This is a genomic window from Fusibacillus kribbianus, assembly GCF_030053595.1.
Classification (GTDB): Bacteria; Bacillota; Clostridia; order Lachnospirales; family Lachnospiraceae; genus Lientehia; species Lientehia kribbiana.
In genome coordinates this window covers 1-20,015 of the sequence record NZ_JASGBQ010000009.1, presented here as the reverse complement: position 1 = coordinate 20,015, position 20,015 = coordinate 1, and the positions used below count along the sequence as shown (strand labels likewise).

Annotated in this window: 16 protein-coding genes, 1 riboswitch and 1 other annotated feature; of the genes, 15 read left to right on the top strand and 1 reads right to left on the bottom strand. The window is 49.4% G+C overall.

Features of this window, described 5'->3' with window-relative positions; all coding sequences use genetic code 11:
- The first annotated feature begins 79 nt into the window (after nucleotides 1-79).
- The 10 genes from QJ036_RS06835 (at nucleotide 80) to QJ036_RS06790 (ending at nucleotide 12,445) form a co-directional block, all read left to right on the top strand.
- A complete protein-coding gene (locus QJ036_RS06835; protein ID WP_283230648.1) occupies nucleotides 80-1,567 on the top strand; it encodes a sensor histidine kinase in 1,488 nt (495 codons plus the stop codon).
- On the top strand, nucleotides 1,560-2,249 hold the full coding sequence (locus QJ036_RS06830) for a response regulator transcription factor (RefSeq protein ID WP_283230647.1): 690 nt from the start codon (nucleotides 1,560-1,562) through the stop codon (nucleotides 2,247-2,249). Before QJ036_RS06835 ends, QJ036_RS06830 begins: the two co-directional genes overlap by 8 nt.
- 469 nt (nucleotides 2,250-2,718) lie before the next feature.
- On the top strand, nucleotides 2,719-3,528 hold the full coding sequence (locus QJ036_RS06825) for a hypothetical protein (RefSeq protein ID WP_283230646.1): 810 nt from the start codon (nucleotides 2,719-2,721) through the stop codon (nucleotides 3,526-3,528).
- Between the two features lie 196 nt (nucleotides 3,529-3,724).
- On the top strand, nucleotides 3,725-4,777 hold the full coding sequence (locus QJ036_RS06820) for an AI-2E family transporter (protein ID WP_283230645.1): 1,053 nt from the start codon (nucleotides 3,725-3,727) through the stop codon (nucleotides 4,775-4,777).
- Between the two features lie 80 nt (nucleotides 4,778-4,857).
- A complete protein-coding gene (locus tag QJ036_RS06815) occupies nucleotides 4,858-6,693 on the top strand; it encodes a zinc-ribbon domain-containing protein (protein ID WP_283230644.1) in 1,836 nt (611 codons plus the stop codon).
- A gap of 58 nt (nucleotides 6,694-6,751) precedes the next feature.
- Nucleotides 6,752-6,955, top strand: a binding site (T-box leader).
- A 313-nt stretch (nucleotides 6,956-7,268) separates the two neighbouring features.
- Nucleotides 7,269-8,708 (top strand): proline--tRNA ligase, encoded by a 1,440-nt coding sequence (gene proS / locus QJ036_RS06810; RefSeq protein ID WP_283230643.1) that lies wholly within the window; start codon nucleotides 7,269-7,271, stop codon nucleotides 8,706-8,708.
- Between the two features lie 63 nt (nucleotides 8,709-8,771).
- Nucleotides 8,772-8,856, top strand: a riboswitch (ZMP/ZTP riboswitch).
- Nucleotides 8,857-8,979: 123 nt separating this feature from the next.
- A complete protein-coding gene (locus tag QJ036_RS06805; protein WP_283230642.1) occupies nucleotides 8,980-10,668 on the top strand; it encodes a formate--tetrahydrofolate ligase in 1,689 nt (562 codons plus the stop codon).
- A gap of 75 nt (nucleotides 10,669-10,743) precedes the next feature.
- A complete protein-coding gene (locus QJ036_RS06800) occupies nucleotides 10,744-11,373 on the top strand; it encodes a cyclodeaminase/cyclohydrolase family protein (RefSeq protein ID WP_283230641.1) in 630 nt (209 codons plus the stop codon).
- Between the two features lie 15 nt (nucleotides 11,374-11,388).
- Entirely contained in the window at nucleotides 11,389-12,270 is an 882-nt protein-coding gene (locus tag QJ036_RS06795) for a bifunctional 5,10-methylenetetrahydrofolate dehydrogenase/5,10-methenyltetrahydrofolate cyclohydrolase (RefSeq protein ID WP_283230640.1), read from the top strand.
- 7 nt (nucleotides 12,271-12,277) lie between these two features.
- Nucleotides 12,278-12,445 carry a binding-protein-dependent transport permease gene (locus QJ036_RS06790; RefSeq protein WP_283230639.1) on the top strand — a complete coding sequence of 56 codons (168 nt, stop codon included), beginning with the start codon at nucleotides 12,278-12,280 and terminating at the stop codon, nucleotides 12,443-12,445.
- 77 nt (nucleotides 12,446-12,522) lie between these two features.
- Here the strand turns inward: QJ036_RS06790 and QJ036_RS06785 are convergent, their stop codons facing one another.
- Nucleotides 12,523-13,077, bottom strand: a complete 555-nt coding sequence (locus tag QJ036_RS06785) for a LysR family transcriptional regulator (RefSeq protein WP_283230638.1) — start codon at nucleotides 13,075-13,077, stop codon at nucleotides 12,523-12,525.
- Nucleotides 13,078-13,481: 404 nt separating this feature from the next.
- Between QJ036_RS06785 and QJ036_RS06780 the strand changes: the two genes are divergently transcribed.
- The 5 genes from QJ036_RS06780 to QJ036_RS06760 all read left to right on the top strand — a co-directional run bounded on the left by QJ036_RS06780 (nucleotide 13,482) and on the right by QJ036_RS06760 (nucleotide 19,859).
- Complete coding sequence (locus tag QJ036_RS06780) at nucleotides 13,482-14,702, top strand: DUF3798 domain-containing protein (RefSeq protein ID WP_283230637.1); 1,221 nt, start codon at nucleotides 13,482-13,484, stop codon at nucleotides 14,700-14,702.
- A 118-nt stretch (nucleotides 14,703-14,820) separates the two neighbouring features.
- Complete coding sequence (locus QJ036_RS06775) at nucleotides 14,821-16,434, top strand: sugar ABC transporter ATP-binding protein (protein ID WP_283230636.1); 1,614 nt, start codon at nucleotides 14,821-14,823, stop codon at nucleotides 16,432-16,434.
- A complete protein-coding gene (locus QJ036_RS06770; protein ID WP_283230635.1) occupies nucleotides 16,424-17,464 on the top strand; it encodes an ABC transporter permease subunit in 1,041 nt (346 codons plus the stop codon). The genes QJ036_RS06775 and QJ036_RS06770 overlap by 11 nt, the downstream gene beginning before the upstream one ends.
- Before the next feature lie 2 nt (nucleotides 17,465-17,466).
- A complete protein-coding gene (locus QJ036_RS06765) occupies nucleotides 17,467-18,744 on the top strand; it encodes an ABC transporter permease subunit (protein ID WP_283230634.1) in 1,278 nt (425 codons plus the stop codon).
- A gap of 5 nt (nucleotides 18,745-18,749) precedes the next feature.
- Nucleotides 18,750-19,859: a M24 family metallopeptidase gene (locus tag QJ036_RS06760; protein WP_283230633.1), complete on the top strand. Its 1,110-nt coding sequence runs from the start codon at nucleotides 18,750-18,752 to the stop codon at nucleotides 19,857-19,859.
- Nucleotides 19,860-20,015 lie beyond the last annotated feature (156 nt).

Here is a 20,015-nt window from a genome sequence, read left to right as displayed (position 1 = left end):
ATGCTATGATGAGATACGAGGGCGGCTGAAGGCGTGAAATGTCTGCAGCCGCCTTACGACAAAAGGGAGATGAAGGTACGTGAAGTTAAAAACAAAAATTTTGATTACCTTCTTTACGGTTATTCTCGTCCCTATGGCAATGCTGTATCTTTGCCTGACCGTGCTGGGGAATTTTCAGGTCCGGACGCTCAAGTCCGACTATGATATCCGTGGTGTTGGCGATATGTATTCCGGCGTGGCGGTTAAGGCGTTTAATTCCATGACCATGGTCGTTCAGCAGGATATTTCTCAGATGGCAGCTGAGGATCCGGACCGGTTCCAGGATGCGTCTTATCAGGAGTCTCTGAACCGGAAGCTCAGCGGAAAATCCTCGTTTCTGCTGATCCGAAAGGGAACGGAGATCATTTTTGACGGCTCTGACGATGGAAATTCCGAAGAGGTCATAAAAGAGCTTCCGGATTTTGTGGGCGGCAGTGAAGGAGCCGGGGGCGTGTTCATGAGTGACAGCAGCCGGCTGATCAAGCAGCAGGATCTGATTTTTTCTGACGGGGAGCCGGGCAGTATTTTTATTGTGACCTCCATAGGCGGGCTGATCCCTCAGGTGAAGCAGATGTTCCAGGGCGTGACCACGGCCATGCTGGTGCTTTTGATTCTCATTGCCATGATGCTGGCTCTCTGGATATACCGAACGATTCTCAGGCCCATCGGTGAGTTAAAAAAGGCGACCAACGAGATCAAAGAGGGGAATCTGGATTATGAGTTAAAGATCCGGGAGAAGGACGAGATCGGCCAGCTCTGCATGGATTTTGAGGAAATGCGTCAGCGGCTCAAGGACAATGCGGAGGAGAAGCTTCAGTATGAACAGGAGAATAAGGAGCTGATCCGGAATATTTCCCATGATCTGAAAACGCCCATCACGGCCATCAAGGGCTATGTGGAGGGAATCATGGACGGTGTGGCATCTTCGCCGGAAAAGCTGGACAAATATATCCGGACCATTTACAACAAGGCAAACGATATGGACAAGCTCATTGATGAGCTGACCTTTTACTCCAAGATCGACACCAACAAGATTCCATATACCTTTGCAAAGATCAATATCAATTCCTATTTTGAGGACTGTGTGGAGGAGCTTTCCCTGGAGCTGGAATCGAGAAATATCGATCTGGGATTCTTTGATTATACGGAGGAGCCGGTAACTGTCATTGCTGATGTGGAGCAGCTTAAGCGGGTCATCAATAATATTATCAGCAATTCGGTGAAATATCTGGATAAAAAGCGGGGCATCATCAACATCCGTTTAAAGGATGAAGGAGATTTTGTGCAGATCGAGATCGAGGATAACGGAAAGGGGATCGCAGCCAGGGACCTGCCCAATATTTTCGACCGGTTTTACCGGACGGATTCCTCCAGAAATTCCTCCAAGGGCGGCAGCGGTATCGGCCTGTCCATTGTCAGAAAGATCGTGGAGGATCACGGCGGAAGAATCTGGGCAACCAGCAAGGAATCCATCGGAACGGTTATGCACATTGTTCTTAGAAAGTACCAGGAGGTAGTTCATGAGTAGAATTTTGATTGTTGAGGACGAAGAAAGTATTGCGGAGCTGGAAAAGGATTATCTGGAGCTTTCCGGTTTTGAGGTGGAGATAGAGACCGACGGGACAAAGGGGCTTGAGCGGGCACTCAAGGATGAATTTGATCTGTTCATTCTTGATCTGATGCTTCCCGGCACTGATGGCTTTGAGATTTGCCGTCAGGTCCGTGCCGTCCGGAACACACCGATCCTGATGGTTTCGGCCAAGAAGGACGACATTGACAAGATCCGGGGGCTTGGCCTGGGCGCGGACGATTACATTACGAAGCCCTTCAGCCCCAGCGAGCTGGTCGCCAGGGTCAAGGCTCACCTGGCCAGATATGAGCGTCTCATCGGAAGCGGTATGCCGGAAAATGAGATCATCGAGATCCGGGGCCTGAAGATCGACAAGACGGCAAGACGGGTCTATATCAATGGGGAGGAGAAGAATTTTACCACCAAGGAATTTGATCTTCTGACCTTCCTTGCGCAGAATCCCAACCATGTATTCACCAAGGACGAGCTGTTCCGGGAGATCTGGGATATGGAATCGGTGGGAGATATCGCCACCGTCACGGTCCATATCAAGAAGATCCGTGAGAAAATCGAGTATAATACGGCAAAACCCCAGTATATCGAGACGATCTGGGGCGTCGGATACCGGTTTAAGATGTAGGAATGGGAAAAAGAGGGCGGCACGCTGCCGCATGCTGCTGCCAGCCGTCGTATTGTGCGGCGACAGGATAACCATGCGGCAGAGGCAGCGCAGCCGGCGCTATGCGGCAGCCGGCTCTAGAATTATTTGATCTGTTTTCATCTATTTTAATAAATCCAGTGGACCAAGCTGATCTATGGCTGTTTTTCGGTCCGATTCCCCATTTAATAAAAGAGTTAGTTACACAAAAAAGTCCGATAGTTTCCCATGTCTGCCAAAATTCCGTGGGAAGTTGCACAGGCAAGCTTTTCTAGTCAATCTAGTCTGCCGTAAAACCGCGTAGAATTATACAGACAAGCACGCAAAGCGATTTGGTCTGCCACGAACAGAGTACGACGTTATACAAGATAACGAACCCGGGTATCTGATCTGTCAGAAGAAGATTAAGAAATCGCATAATCATGATATGTATTGATATGGGAGGAAGAACATGAGTTATTTAAAAGCTGCTCTTTACAGAAAACAGAAGGAACTGGAAGAATTAATTACAATATTGAATAACAGCGATTGTCCGCAGCCGGTTGGTAAATTACGTGTTTCCCGCAGGAGGGGAAAAGACATATATTATCACAGAACAGCAGAAAGACCAGGAGAACCGGGGTATCTTGGGAAATATATAAAAAAAGAGGACCGCCATCTTGCGGTCCAGCTGGCGCAGTATGAATACGAGCGGAAATTGAGAGAAGAAACAGAACGGCAGTACCGAATGATTTGTAAAGTGGCGGAGAATTATGATCCGGATGAGCTGAAAAATCTTTATGAGTCGCTTCATCCCGGAAGGAAAGCATTGATTCAGCCTTTTGTTGAGCCGGATGAGCTGTTTGTAAAACATTGGGAGGCTGAGTCCTACACAGGAAAGGGGTTTTCTGCTGCGGACATTGAGATCTATACGGAACGCGGAGAACGTGTTCGGTCAAAATCAGAAAAAATTATTGCGGATAAGCTGTATGCGATGAAAATTCCATACAAGTATGAGGTGCCGCTGCCGCTCAAAGGCTTTGGGATTGTTTATCCGGATTTTGTTGTGCTGAATGCCAAACAGAGAAAAGTGTATTACTGGGAGCATCTGGGCATGATGGAACAGCCTGATTATGCGGCGGCTGCAGTGCAGAAGCTGGAACAATATCAGAAAAATGGTATATTTCCGGGGGACAAGCTGATTCTGACTTATGAGACGAAGACAAGACCGCTGAATACAAAGCTGCTGGAGCAGTGTATCATTCAATATTTGCTTATATAGAGGGGTGAGAGGCAGTACTGATTGAATGTACTGGCTGCCGTGTAATTGTGGAAACGAGCTGTTTTTGGCGGGGAGGGTGTTTCTGGCCGGCTGTTCAGATTGATAAAATGAAGAATCACCATAAAACAGGAATCACCGGTATAGATTCCCGGACCCTGCGCATACTTTTCCTGTACGGCAGGAAAGCAGGGGTCATATGAAAGCAAAACTTACGGAAAAACAGAAAAGTGCTCTGTTGATCGCAGGAATCACGGCGGCGGTTTATGTTTCATTGAAATATATACTGCCGCTTTTGATTCCTTTTTTGCTGGCTTACTGGGTGGCTCTTCTGGTTCATCCGGCCTCAAAATGGCTTCACAAAAGACTGAGACTGAGGGAGGGGATCTGGGCGTCTCTTCTGGTGACGCTGCTGTCTGCGGTGCTGTTGTTAAGCGTCTATTACCTGGGAAAGTTGTTTTTGGAACAGCTCGCTCTTGCGGTGAAACGCTTTCCTGTCTACATCCGTTACTTCTGCAGGTGGCTGGACGACATGTGCTGCAGATGCGACGATTCCTTTGGCCTTTCCAGAGGCACGTCCATGGAGTTCCTTTATACCCAGTCCCAAAAAGTGATGGACAGTGCGGGAAACCAGACGGGAGCCTTTGTCATGGATCATTCCATGGGACTTTTAAAGATTCTGGTCAGGGGCGGCGCCGTTTTTGCCATAGTGTCCATCGGAAGTGTACTGATGGTGACATCCATGGACCGGATCCGGCGGTACAGAAATACTTCCGTGTTCCGGCAGGAGATCGCGGCTGTCGCCGGCTGCTTAAGCAGGATCGGCAGGGCTTTTTTCCGGACCCAGCTTTTGATCATGACGCTCACCTGCCTGATCTGCAGCCTGGGGCTTTCCCTGATGGGAAACCCGTATGCCGTCCTCTTGGGAGTCCTCATCGGACTTCTTGATATGCTGCCGGTCTTCGGAACCGGAACTGTTTTTGTCCCCTGGGTAATCATTTCCGTACTTACGGGAAGGCTTTTTTATGCAACGGAGCTTTTGGTGATTTACGTCCTGTGCTATTTTCTCCGGGAAATCCTGGAGGCCCGCATGATGGGAGGTCATATGGGAATCGGTCCGCTGGAAATGCTGATCAGCATGTATCTCGGCCTGACTCTTTTCGGCGTGGCGGGTTTTATTCTCGGCCCCTTCGGTTTTCTGGTGATCCGGGAGCTTGTGGATCTGTACACGGATGCCGGAAACGGCGTGTAATCTGTTTGACAGCAGGAAAGAATCTAAGGTATACTGAGAGTAATAAATGAATCGCAGCGTTTGGCGGAAAGGAGCCCCATATGTATTGCTGTAACTGCGGAAAGAAAATTGATGACAATGATAAATTTTGTGAGTACTGCGGGAGTCCGGTGTGTTGGGATGAACCGGCAGCGGTAATTCCCGGTGACGGGGAACATGTTTCTGCCTCGGAAGCTTCCGATTTTTCTGAGAGCGGTGCGGTTCCGGTTTCTGCACCTGCAGCGTCAGCCGGTGATACTTCTGAGCCGGCAGGTACCGTGCCGGAAGGGACAGACAGCGTTACCGGAGATACGATCCCCAATCTGGAAAAGAAAATCATGAAAAATATGGAGGATGAGCTGATCCTGGAAATGCCGGAAGCGGCCGGAACAGGGCAGTTTTATGCCGGTACATACGGAGCAGGGCAGAGAGCGGCCTCCGGCCACGGAGAGCAGGCGCCTTACGGTCAGGGCAGCCAGACACCGCCGCCTTATGGGCAGAGCGGCCAGGCTCCTCATCCTTATGGCCAGGCACATCCGCCTTATGGAGGCGGGGAACAGGATCCGAAGGAAGGCAAAAATCCGGCAAAAAACAAGAAGAAAAAGGTGCTGATTATTACGCTGTCCTGCGCAGCGGCGGCCCTTATCATTGCACTTGCAGTATTTGCCTTTGTGATTTCCAGCCCGGTGAATAAACTGAAAAAGGCTATCGGAGACCGGGATTGGACGACGGTTGAGGCATTGTATGAGAAAAGCTTTCTTGGGGATGAAAAGAAGGAAGCAAAGGCTGATGAGATCCTGCAAAAGGAGGTGGAATCCCTCAAGTCGGAGTTTACCTCCGGGGCCATGGATTATTCCACGGTAAAGAGGCATTTAAAAGCCATCGATGAGTTCTGGGATGACGAATGCGTTGATAAGGCGCTGGAGGACATCCGGGAACTGAAGGATTCCAGGGATGCCTTTGAGAGTGCAGAGCAGTGCATGCAGCGGGAAGAATATGACGCAGCGATCCGCCTGTACGGCGAGGTTGTAAAATCAGATTCCAATTATGAGAAAGCTCAGGAGAATCTGGAGACGGCAAAGGCAAAATACAGAGAAAAATCCTTGAGCGATGCGGCGGCATATGAAGAGATCAAGGATTATGATTCGGCGATCAAAACGGTGGAGGAGGCACTGAAGCTTCTTCCGGGAGACGGAGAACTCACCAGCCGTCTGGAGGCTCTTGAGGCGGCAAAGGTTTCTTATGCGGTCCAGGAGACCCTGGATGAGGCACAGAGATATGCGTCACAGAAGAGTTATTTTGAGGCCATGGCTGCGATCCAGGAAGGGCTCTATGAGAATCCGGATGATGAGAAGCTGACAGCAGCCCTCAAGGATTACAGTGAGAAATACAAGGCGGATGTTCTGGAGAAGGCTCAGACGGCGCTGGGAACGGATGAGAATTATGAGGCTGCGATCCTGGTGCTGGACAGTGCCATCCGCACGCTCAATGGAGAATATGCGGATGTGGAGCAGGTGTTCCGTGAGAAACGGGAGGAATATGTGCAGGCACAGCTGGAAAAGAGCGAGCGGGAGAATGCCCAGGCAGCAATTGTGGGCGTATGGCATGCAACACTTGTTTCCGTTGACGGCTATGAGATGGGAATCGATGAATTCCTGGAGTATGCGGGAATGAGCGGAATGTCGATGATTCTTAATTGTCAGGCGTCTGGGGCTCTCCATGTGGAACTTTTGGGAGAAATTGGAGACGGAACCTGGGAGAAGATCGGACAGGACGGGTCCCAATATAACCTGATCGTGGACGGTGATCCTCAGCCGGTTACGATCAATACCTCAGGAAAGCTGCAAATGGATCTGGACGGAGTTGTATTGATTTTCGAGAAGGAAAGAGCTGCTTGACAAAATTCTGCAAGTGTCCTAGAATAACCATATCTGTTCAGGCGTTTTGATACGCCAAAACGTGGCGATGAAGAGGATTAGTAAGCGGTCACGGTCAGTCCAGAGAGAGGGCGGAAGCTGGAAAGCCCTTCTGATACAGCCTGCTGAACCTGCCTTGGAGCCCCATATGAAAATATGGCGCAGCCCCGGCGATATCGGGGAAAAGAGAGAACCGGATCATCCGGTTAATAAGGGTGGTACCGCCGAAACTTCGGTCCCTTGTTCCATGCGGAACAAGGGATTTTCTTTCGCGAAAGCTACAAGCCGTGCACCTGCTCACAACCGATAGCAGCGCGTGTTTACACGCAGCTGCTATCGGATGCGAGCAGGTATAGGGCGCCAGCCCGCGACCGACAGGCTGAAAGCCTGGAGGTACGCACGGCTTGTAGAAGGCGAAACGCGCCAGCCCGCGACCGACAGGCTGAAAGCCTGGAGGTACGCACGGCTTGTAGAAGGCGAAACGCGCCAGCCCGCGACCGACAGGCCAAAGGTACAACGAAAAGGAAATTCACAGGAAATAAAAAAGGAGAAAAGAAATGGCAAAGGAAAAGAAACTGGTAGAGTCCATCACCTCCATGAGCGAAGATTTTGCCCAGTGGTACACAGATGTGGTGAAAAAAGCAGAGCTGGTGGAATATTCCAATGTAAAAGGATGTATGATCATCCGTCCCAATGGTTATGCGATCTGGGAGAATATCCAGAAGGAGCTGGACAGACGGTTTAAGGAAACAGGCGTGGAGAATGTATATATGCCCATGTTTATTCCGGAAAGCCTGCTCCAGAAGGAAAAAGATCATGTGGAGGGCTTTGCCCCTGAGGTGGCATGGGTGACCCAGGGCGGTCTGGAGACCCTGCAGGAGCGTCTGTGTGTGCGGCCCACCTCTGAGACCCTGTTCTGCGATTTTTATTCCAGGATCATCCAGTCCCACCGGGATCTGCCGAAGCTCTACAATCAGTGGTGCTCCGTTGTCCGCTGGGAGAAAACGACCCGTCCCTTCCTCCGTTCCGCAGAATTTTTGTGGCAGGAGGGTCATACTGCCCATGCCACTGAGGAGGAGGCTGAGGCAAGAACTATTCAGATGCTGAATATCTATGCAGATTTCTGCGAGGAGGTTCTGGCTATTCCTGTGGTAAAAGGAAAGAAGACCGACAAGGAGAAATTTGCGGGCGCTCAGTCCACCTATACCATTGAGGCACTGATGCATGACGGCAAGGCGCTCCAGTCGGGAACCAGCCATAACTTCGGCGACGGTTTTGCAAAGGCTTTTGGTATTCAGTATTCCGACAATCAGAATCAGCTGCAGTATGTTCACCAGACCTCCTGGGGCATGTCCACCCGCATCATCGGCGCTCTGATCATGGTACACGGCGACGACAGCGGGCTGAAGCTGCCGCCGAGGATCGCGCCTGTTCAGGCCATGGTGATCCCGATCTCCCAGAGGAAGGAAGGCGTCATGGAAAAAGCAGCTGAGCTTCGTGACGTACTGGGCGCAGCAGGAATTCGGGCGAAGCTGGACGGCTCCGACAAGAGCCCGGGCTGGAAATTCAGCGAGCAGGAAATGCGTGGTATTCCGATCCGTGTGGAAATCGGCCCCAAGGATATGGAGCAGAATCAGGCTGTGATCGTGCGCCGTGACAATCGGGAAAAAATCGTGGTGTCTCTGGATGAGCTTGGTGAGAAGGCGAATGAGATCCTCGAGAGCATTCAGCAGGATATGCTGGCCAGAGCCAAAGCACATCTGGAAAGCCATACCTACGAGGCACATACGTATGAGGAGTTTAAGGATATCGTGGCAAATAAGCCGGGCTTTGTAAAAATGATGTGGTGCGGGGATGAGGCCTGCGAAATGAAGATCAAAGAGGATACGACGGCAACCTCCCGCTGCATGCCCTTTGAGCAGGAGCAGCTCGGGGATGTATGTCCTGTCTGCGGAAGACCGGCCAAGAAGCTTGTTTACTGGGGCAAGGCATATTAAAAAAGTTTTGCAAAAACAGGCTTGACAAATCCTTAACAACGAGTTATGATTAAGCCATCAAAGAAAAGTTCTGATTACTGACGGATAAATGTGGAGTACCACAGTGGAATCAGAACCATATAAAAAGCCGACCGTCTGGGCAACATTTAGTTACTGAATGTTGCCCTTTTTTGTTACCATCCGGATAAGACCGGCGAGTCTTGGGAAGGTTCCGGATAAGGCGGCAAAAAAGGGCAGGAAAACTATTATTTTCTAACAGGAGGGTAAAAAAATGGGATTCAAAAGCGACATTGAAATTGCTCAGGAATGCACAATGGCTCCGATCACTGAGATCGCTGAAAAGGCAGGTATCGATGACAAATACCTGGAGCAGTACGGAAAGTACAAAGCAAAGATTGACTACAACTTATTAAAGGAAACAGATAAAGAGAACGGCAAGCTGATCCTGGTGACAGCTATCAACCCCACCCCTGCAGGTGAGGGCAAGACGACCACCAGCGTAGGTCTGGCAGACGGACTTTCCAAGATCGGCAAAAACGTAATGGTAGCTCTCCGTGAGCCCTCCCTCGGACCGGTATTCGGTGTAAAGGGCGGCGCAGCAGGCGGCGGCTATGCACAGGTTGTTCCCATGGAGGACATCAACCTTCACTTCACCGGCGATTTCCATGCCATCGGTGCAGCAAACAACCTGCTGGCAGCCATGATCGACAACCATATCTTCCAGGGCAATGAGCTGAACATCGACCCCAGAAAGATCACCTGGAGACGCTGCGTGGATATGAACGACAGACAGCTGCGTAACGTGGTGGACGGCCTTGGCGGAAAGACCAACGGTATGCCCCGTGAGGACGGCTATGACATCACCGTGGCTTCCGAGATCATGGCAGTTCTGTGTCTGGCAAGCGACATCAACGACCTGAAGGCAAGACTCGGCCGCATCATCATCGGTTATACCTACGGAAAGGTAGCAGAGCAGAAGCCCGTTACCGCGCATGACCTGCACGCAGAAGGTGCAATGACGGCACTCCTCAAGGATGCTCTGAAGCCCAACCTGGTTCAGACTCTTGAAGGAACTCCTGCCATCGTACACGGCGGCCCCTTCGCAAACATCGCTCACGGCTGCAACTCTGTAACTGCAACGAAGATGGCTCTGAAGCTGGCAGACTACACCGTAACCGAGGCAGGCTTCGGTGCTGACCTTGGTGCAGAGAAGTTCCTGGATATCAAGTGCCGTATGGCAGGCCTTAAGCCCAACGCAGTTGTGATCGTAGCAACGGTAAGAGCTCTCAAGTACAACGGCGGCGTAGCAAAGGCGGACCTGAACAATGAGAACCTGGAAGCTCTGGAGAAGGGCCTTCCCAACCTGCTGAAGCATGTAAGCAACATCACCAACGTATACAAGCTGCCCTGCGTAGTTGCCATCAATGAGTTCCCCACCGATACCGAGGCAGAGCTTGCTCTGGTAGAGGCAAAGTGCAAGGAGCTGGGCGTAAACGTAGTTCTTTCCCAGGTATGGGCAAAGGGCGGCGAGGGCGGCAAGGCTCTGGCAGAAGAGGTCGTAAGACTCTGCGAGCAGCCCAATGACTTCACCTTCTCCTATGAACTGGAAGGAACCAGCATTGAGGATAAGTTAAACCAGATCGTACAGAAGATATATGGCGGCAAGAGAGCTGTCCTGACTGCAAACGCTCAGAAGCAGGCAAAACAGCTGGAGGCAATGGGTTATGGAAACTGCCCGATCTGCGTGGCAAAGACCCAGTACAGCCTGACCGACGATCAGACCAAGCTTGGTGCTCCTACTGACTTCGAGGTAACCGTAAGGAACCTGAAGATCTCTGCAGGCGCAGGCTTCATCGTAGCGCTGACCGGTGAAATCATGACCATGCCCGGCCTTCCCAAGGTACCGGCTGCTGAAAAGATCGACGTAGACGAAAACGGCAGAATCACAGGTCTGTTCTAAATTTCAAATGAGATTCATACGGGGACAGTCGTCCGGGCTGTCCCCCATTTAATAAGACATCGGAGGTATGAAACAATGGGCTTTTCAACTGTACCGTGCAATGAATTTGTAGAAGTGCTTGCTTCTAAGGCTCCTGTACCGGGCGGCGGCGGCGCCAGTGCTCTGGTAGGCGCAGTGGGAACCGCTCTTGGAAATATGGTAGGCTCTCTGACCGTCGGCAAGAAGAAATATGCCGATGTTGAGGCGGAAATGTGGGAATTGAAAGGAAAGGCAGATGTGCTCCAGAAAGAGCTTCTGACTCTGATCGAGAGAGATGCGGAAGTGTTTGAGCCCCTTTCCAGGGCATATGGTATGCCCAGAGAAACAGAGGAGGAAAAGGCGGAGAAGGCACGCGTTATGGAGATCGTGCTGAAAGAAGCTTGCTCTGTTCCCATGGAGATCATGGAGAAATGCTGTGAAGCACTGGATCTGATCGTGGAATTTGCGGCAAAGGGTTCTGCTCTGGCCATCAGCGATGCCGGTGTAGGCGCTGTATTCTGCAAAGCAGCTCTTCAGGGTGCCAGCCTGAATGTATACATTAACACCAAGTCCATGAAAAACCGGGAGTATGCAGAAGAGCTGAATCAGAAGGCTGATGCAATGCTTGAAAAATACACAAAGATCGCTGACGAAGTATTTGAGAGCGTACTTGGAAGACTGAAATAACAGGAGGATGAATCAATGGCAAAGCAGCTGCTTGGAAAAGAAGTTACCGCCGCTTTAAATGAAAAGATCATGGGGCAGGTAGCAGAACTGAAAGAAAAGGGAATTGAGCCGAAGCTCTGTATCATCAGAGTTGGTGAAAACTCCAGCGATATTTCCTATGAGAAGGGTGCAACAAAGAGATGTGAGACCCTTGGTGTTGCAGTGGAGAAGATCCTGCTCCCTGAGGAAGTTACCAAAGAAGAGCTTCTTGCAGTGATTGATAAGGTGAATAAGGATACCTCCATCCATGGCGTTCTGCTGTTCAGACCTCTTCCGAAGCACCTGAAGGCTGACCAGAGCGAAATTGAAAACGCACTGGATCCTGCAAAGGATGTGGACTGCATGACAGACGGTTCCATGTCTGGTGTTTTCACCGGAAAACCTCTTGGATTCCCTCCCTGTACACCTCAGGCTTGCATGGAGATCCTGGATTATTACGGAATTGACTGCAAGGGCAAAAATGCAGTTGTCATCGGCAGAAGCCTGGTAGTCGGAAAGCCTGCAGCCATGATGCTGATGGCAAAGAATGCTACCGTTACCATCTGCCACACGAAGACTGTTAATACGGCAGAGATCGCAAAAAATGCAGACATTCTTGTATCTGCAGCCGGTGTGCTCAACAGCCTGACCAAGGATTATGTTAGACCCGGACAGGTGGTAATCGACGTATCCATCAACTGGGATGCAGAGAAGCCCAACAGCAAGGGCGGCAAGGGTGCCATCGCCGGTGATGCTGTTTACAGCGAGGTTGAGCCTATTGTTGAGGCAATCACTCCCGTTCCTGGCGGCGTAGGCGCTGTTACCACATCTGTTCTCGTTGGCCATGTGGTAGAAGCTGCCATGAGAACTGTGAAATAGGAGTCATATGGGAAAATATGTTTTAGCACTTTTTGTCACGGTCCTGGTCGGATATCTGGCTGATGCTGTGGTGGGCAGTCTGCTTAACTGGCCGTGCGCAGGTGCGATTTTTGCGATTGCAGTAATGGGCTTATTTCTATTGAATGAGCTTGAGAATCTGAAAGAGAAAAAGTGAATTGATAGAAGAGACAGGGCAGTCATTCCGAATATCGGAGCGAACTGCCCTGCTCAATTATATCACTGAAAATGAGATTATTGAATTTGACTGTCTGACTTAGTGTTGGACTGGCGGTAGTGCAGGTATTTCATGAACTGTTTGACGGCGAGGGAAGCGGTTTTGTAATTTTTAAGAGCAAAGGCAATGTTTCGATAAGCGGGAATGTCAAGCTCTTTTGCCCTGATCCGATATGGAATCCGTTTTAAGATCAGTTCCGGAATAACAGCCATCAATCGATCTTTCATCAAAAAAATCGTTTCAAATTCCGGGCGTGTGGGAAGGATCAAAAAGCCGCAGTCGACCTTTCCTGTCTGGATCCAGTCTTCAATTTCCGTATAATCTCCAAGCAAAAGTTCGTAGTCAATATTCGGATAATCCTTTTGAAATTCTTTGATGATGTTGGGAAGCCAATGGGTAGCAACACTGGAAATCGTACCGATCCGGATCAGGCCGGACTGCAGACCCTTCAGGTCAGCGATCATACGGCTGATTCCTGACTGGGTATAATTGATCATTTCCGCTGCCTTTGTAAAGCTTCCGCATTCCACGGTCTTTACAAAAGACAGGTATTTTTGTAAATTCATATCCATAATTGTTCATCCATTCGTAATTGTGATTGATGCTATGATAAATATTCATTTTTGTTATGAATAATTGTATGATATACTGAATTTAGGCCAAAAACAAGTAGTTATATATAAAAAATGCACAATGCTGAAGACACATATTCACTTAATTACTTTTACCCAGCCGAAATTACGGAAAAGGACAAGAATGATCTCTAACTCATCCGGAAATGGAAGAAAAGAGTCAGACAAAAGACAGACAAAAGACAGGTATGTATGTCAAATAGTACCGTGATGATTGAATTCACAGCTTGTGCAATTGGATGATTTATGTTAGTATATACATGGATATAAAAAGTGTGGAAAGAACGCCGTTTAAACGGCTTCTGGTGTTTTAAACACCAAATAAAAAAAGGAAGGTGTATAGTATGAAAAAAATGAGACAGTTACTTTCCCTGGTCCTGGTGCTTGTGATGGTTCTTTCTCTGGCTGGCTGCGGCAGCAAGAAGGAAGATTCCGGCGAGACCAAGAAGGCTGAAGCCACTGAGACCAAGAAGGCTGAGGGTGGTGAGACCCAGGCAGCCTCCGGTGAAAAGATCGAAGGCAAGATCGGCTTGATGGTCGGTACAGTTGCTATCAGCGAGGAAGAGTACAGAAGTGCAGAAGCTTGGAAAAATAAGCTTGGTGAGGATAAGGTTGTGATCCAGACTTATCCTGACAACTTCATGAGTGAGGAGGAGACCACGATCTCCAATATGCTGAATCTGGTTTCCGATCCGGATATCAAGGTCGTTATCTTTGTACAGGGTGTTCCCGGAGCATCTGCAGCAATTGCAAAGGCAAAGGAAGTTCGTCCTGACATTCTTTACATCAACGGCGGCCCCAATGAGGATCCTGACGTAGCTTGTACCGCTGCAGATCTCTGCATCGACTACGACAACTATTCCGCAGGCGCACAGATGGCAGACAGAGCAAAGGAAATGGGAGCAGAGACTCTGATCTACTATTCCTTCCCCCGTCATCAGGGCTATGAGAAGGTTGCATACTGCGGCAATCAGTGTGAAGCACGCTGCAAGGAGCTGGGAATCGAGTTTGTACGTGTGACCATGCCTGATCCTCAGTCTGACGCAGGTACTGCCGGAACTCAGCAGTTCGTAATCGAGGATGTGCCCAAGGAAATTGAAAAGTACGGTGAGAAAACCGCTTTCTTTGATACCAATACCATGTCCACTCCCGCAGTGATCAAGGCATTATACGATGCCGGCGCCGGTATCTACATGAATCCCAGCCAGTCTTCTCCTTTCTGCGGTTATGCAGAGGCTCTCGGTCTTTCCGTACCGGAGGACAAGACAAATGATTACATGTGGATGATCGAAGCCATCCAGGCAAAGCTTAAGGAGACCAACGACAATGGACGTTTCTCCACCCGTATGATTCCTACTGTTGTTATGGAAATGAACACTGCTGTAGAATATGCTCTGGCATATATGAACGGCGAGACCAACGGCAAGGTTGATATGGATGCATTCAAGGCTGCACTCATCAAGGCTTCCGGAACGGAAGAGGGTATCAGCTTCAATATTTACGATGTCAATGGCGTGAAGTACGACAATTTCGCACTGGTACTTGGGCCGTGGGCAATGCTGTAATTACAGATCTCTGAATAGAGAGAGCCGGAATTAAAAGCCGGCCCTGAGCAGTCATGCAGCACAATCTGCGGGCAGATTGTGTTGCATGACTTTTATGGAAAAAGGGGAGGAGAGACGCATGGACACCTATTTGCTTGAAATGAAGCACATCACGAAAAAATATGGTGAGAATACGGTTCTCAAGGACATGGAGCTTCATGTAAAGCCCCATGAAATTCATGCTCTGTTGGGAGAGAACGGAGCAGGAAAATCGACGCTTATGAACATTTTGTTCGGTATGCCGGTGATCTACGACAGCGGCGGTTTTGAGGGAGAGATTCTCTGGGAGGGAAAGCCGGTTCAGCTGGACACTCCCATGAAGGCCATGGAAGCAGGAATCGGTATGGTGCACCAGGAATTTATGATGATTCCCGGATTTACCATTGCGGAAAATATTAAATTGAACCGTGAGCCTTTGAAAAAGTCTCTGAGCGGAAAGCTGGGAGGCAAATATTTATCGGTTATTGATTTTGACCAGATGGGACGGGACGCAAGAGAAGCCCTTGGTCAGGTCGGCATGGATTTGGATGAAAACACTCTGATGGACAGTCTCCCGGTAGGACATATGCAGTTTGTGGAGATTTCCAGAGAAATTGATAAAAAGAATGTAAAGCTGCTGGTATTCGATGAGCCGACGGCAGTTCTTACAGAAAGCGAAGCACAGGTTCTTTTGGATATCATGAAGAAGCTGGCAGCTTCGGGAATCGCGATCATCTTTATTACCCACCGTCTTGATGAGGTGATGAAGGTGGCGGACCAGGTTACCGTGTTCCGTGACGGGGAACTGGTGGGAAGCATGCCCATCGGAGAGACGAGTACGGAACAGATCGCGGAAATGATGATCGGCCGCAAAATGGGCGAACCTTTTGCAAAGGAAAAGTCCGGAGGGGACGATCAGGCTCCTTTTGCTCTGGAGCTTAGGAATTTCCGTGTGGATATGCCAGGTGAACGGACGAAGAATGTGAACATCCAGGTTAAAAAAGGGGAAATCTTTGGTCTGGCAGGTCTGGCAGGACAGGGAAAGATCTCAATCGCCAACGGAATCATGGGGATTTATCCTTCCGAAGGTGAGCTTTATATAAATGGTACTCAGATTGAGCATATCACACCCCAGAAGATTCTGGAAAAGGGCTGTGCCTTTGTGTCCGAGGACAGAAAGGGGACCGGCCTTCTCCTGGATAATTCCATTGAGGAGAATATTTCTGTGGCAGCCATGAAGGTCCAGAAAAAGTATTTGAAGAATTTCGGTCTCTTTACGCAGGCCGATAAAGGCAGGATCAGAAAACATGCCCTTGAGATGATCAAGACGCTGGATATCCGCTGTACCGGGCCGTCCCAGTACACAAGACGTCTGTCCGGAGGAAATCAACAGAAGGTGTGCGTTGCCAGGGCTCTCAGCCTGGAGCCGGATATTCTGCTGGTTTCAGAGCCTACCAGAGGCATTGACATCGGTGCAAAGCGGCTTCTGATGGAATATCTGGTGAAGCTCAATCAGGAGAAGGGCATGACGATCATCATTACCTCCTCAGAGCTGGCGGAGCTTCGGTCTGTCTGCGACAGAATTGCCATTATTTTTGATGGAAAAGTGGAGGGAATCCTTGCACCGGATGCTTCCGACAAGGAATACGGTCTTCAAATGATGGGATATTATTCAAGAGAAAAGGGAAGGAGCGTGGAAGAGCATGAAGGATAAAATCGTTGGCAGTCTGAAGCGCTTCGGCTCTGCAAGGCTGATCATTTCCCTGTTTTTTGTGGCACTTCTCGTGGTCACCTTCGTGCTGGATCTGTCTTTTACGACGACAGTTTCTGACGTAATGATCCGCTGGTGCATGAATTTTGTTCTGGTACTTGCCATGGTGCCCAGTGTGCTTTCCGGCTGTGGATTGAACTTTGCTTCAACACTCGGTATTTCCTGCGGACTTTTGGGCGGCGTATTGTCCATCGAGTTTGGCTTTACCGGAGTGATAAGCCTGATTATGGCATGTATTTTAGGCTGTGCTTTTGCTCTCGTGATCGGCATGATTTACGGAAAGCTTTTGAACTATATTAAGGGATCTGAGATGATGATTGCCACCTATGTGGGATTTGCATTCGTCTCTTTGATGTGTATCGTCTGGATCTTCCTTCCGATCACCAATGATACGCTGCGACTGGCTATGGGCGGCGGTGTTCGTCTCAATGTGGAGCTGTCTGCTACCTTCGGACATCTCCTCAATGATTTCCTGACCGTGACAGTGGGTGGAATCACGATTCCGGTTGGCTTTATGCTTGTATGTGCGGCCTTCTGCGTTGTTCTTAAGCTGTTCCTCAACAGCCGTACCGGAAAAATGATGCAGGTGGCCGGTGAGAATCCAAAATTCGCACAGGCTCTTGACATCAGCGTCAACCGGTACCGGATCCTCGGAACGGTACTTTCCACCGTGCTGAGTGCGATTGGTATCCTGTTTTATGCACAAAGCTACGGATTCTTACAGCTTTATACAGCGCCTCTTAAGATGAGCTTCCTTGCAGTGGCAGCAGTGCTGATCGGCGGAGCCACCACAAGGCGGGCATCCATTGGCAACGTTATTCTCGGCAGCCTTTTGTTCAACGGAATTCTCGCCACCTCGACTCCGGTAGCCAATGCACTGGCTCCGGACAGCAACCTGGCTGAGATCGTCCGCATCATTGTCAGCAACGGAATTATCGTTTACGCACTGACAAAAATCAAGCGGGAGGTGTAAGTATGCACAAAACAATGAAATCCCGTTTGAAAACAATGGGAGTCGGACTGAAACAATACAACGTGGTGATTTTCTTTATCATTCTTGCGGTGGCTGCTTACTTTGTATCCGGTGTGGCACCTACCGTATTTCTTCAGGAGATCGCTTCCCGGTTCTGTCGGAACGCATTCCTGGTGCTGGCACTGATCATCCCTGTCATTGCAGGACTTGGTCTGAACTTCAGTATCGTAATCGGAGCAATGGCCGGACAGATGGCGATCATTCATACGGTTTCCTGGGGAATCACTGGATTCCCTTCCTTCCTCGTGAGCATTCTTTTAAGTACGCCTCTGGCTGTGCTCTTTGGATTTCTTGTGGGTAAGGTCCTCAACAAGACAAAAGGAAACGAGATGATCACCTCCATGATCCTCGGTTATCTGGCAAACGGTGTTTACCAGTTTGTCTACCTGTATCTGATCGGTACGGTGATTCCGTTCCCCGATGCAGCGATGATGAACGACAACGGTGTGGGCATCAAGAGTTCCCTGGGCTTTGCGGATAATTTTAAATATTCCCTGACCAATGTCTGGAATACCAATCTGGCCAATTTTATATTGATCGCAGGTGTTGTGGTGATTCTGCTGGTCGTTGTCCGCCTTGTGCTTGCTGTTGTAAGAAAGAAACAGAAGGGAACTCCGATCAAACCATCCCTCCTTTTGGGAAGCGGAATTCTGACAGTGCTTTGTGTTATACTCATCTGTCTTTCTCTGTTCAATGAAAAAGCACAGTTTACACTTCGGTTTGTTACCTTCCCGGTGTCTGCCCTTGTGTGCGTACTGCTTTTGTGTCTGTTCAACGGCTGGATCTTTAAGACAAAGCTGGGACACGACTTCCGGGCTGTCGGCATGAATCAGCAGGTGGCAACTGTAGCCGGTATCAATGTGGACCGGACACGTATCATTGCACTGATCTTCTCTACTGTATTTGCTGCCTGGGGACAGATCATCCGCCTTCAGGATATCGGCACCATGAATACCTATTCAGCCCATGAGCAGATCGCTCTGCTGGCCGTAGCAGCTCTTCTGGTGGGCGGTGCTTCTGTTGTGAAGGCTGGCAACAAGAACGCGATCATCGGTGTAATTTTGTTCCATGCTATTTTTGCAGTATCTCCTCAGGTCGGTACAGCACTGTTTGCTGACAGCCAGATCGGAGAGTATTTCCGTGTATTCCTGGCATACGGTATCATCTTTGTTGCCCTTGCCATGAATGCGGTTCAGCAAAATAAAATGAAAAAGAGGTAAAAGTCATGAAGGATTCTGCATTTGCTTCCCGTGTGGGAAAGATCAATGAAATTCTGAAACAGGAAGGGATCGACTGCTTTCTTGTGACTCCTTCTTCTGATATGAAATATCTGTGCGGGTATTCCATCAAAGGAGATGAGCGGTTTCTTGCCCTGGTGCTGGCACCGGACCATGAGCCTTTTATCATCGCCAATATTCTGTATGAGCTCCAGGTGACGGAGACACCGGTGACAGAATTTACTTACTGGTTTGACGGAGAGGATCCCTTTTCTCTTTTAAAAACAGAGCTTGAAAAACGCGGGATCCGGCCGAAAACCATTGCGGTGGATGCAGCAATGCCGGCTCTGTTTACTCTGCAGCTGAATGCGCTTTACCCGGATGCCCGTTTTGTGAACGGAAGTCCCCTGGTACAGCCTCTGCGTGTTTATAAGGACCGTCAGGAAATGGATCGTATGATCGAATCCACCGCAAAAGCAGACATTGCTCTGAAACGCTGCATGGATAAGGGAACCTACTGGGTAGGAAAGACTGAGTCGGATTTCCTTGCCGAGCTGGCTTACGAGATGACCTGCCTTGGGCTGACTGCTCCTGGTGCCTGCGTGGCTGTTGGAGCCAATGCAGCAGTTCCCCATCACAATACCGGTGACACTGTCATTGAAATGGGAAAATGTCTGCTCATTGATTTCGGCGGATCCTATAAAAATTACTGTACGGATATGACAAGAACGTATCATTTCGGCGAGCCCAGTGACAAGTTCAAAGAAGTGTATCATGTAGTTCTTGAAGCAAATCTGGCCGGTGAAGAGGCAGCTAAGGTTGGCAATCAGCTTCAGGATGTGGACATTGCAGCAAGAAAAGTGATCGAGAAGGCCGGTTACGGTGATTATTTCATCCACAGAACCGGACACGGCATCGGCATTGATTGTCATGAGGGTCCTTCGGCCGGAGCAGGCGAGACAACTCTGATCAGACCAGGAATGGCCTTCTCCTGTGAGCCTGGCATTTATCTGCCGGGTGAGTTCGGTGTCCGCATTGAGGATCAGGTGCTGATTGAGGAGGATGGAACGACAAGAGTGCTTCACCAGCTTCCCAAGGAGCTTACGATCATTAAATAATAGATGTATGAAAACCGTGAAAACGGTGAAAAGAAGGGGCTGTAAAAAAACTCCCCTGACAGAAAAATCGCCCAGACCGTGAGGTCTGAGCGATTTTTTGGTATAATTAATTATGCTACTAAATAACAATACCAGTACTAATTATACTATGCGTCA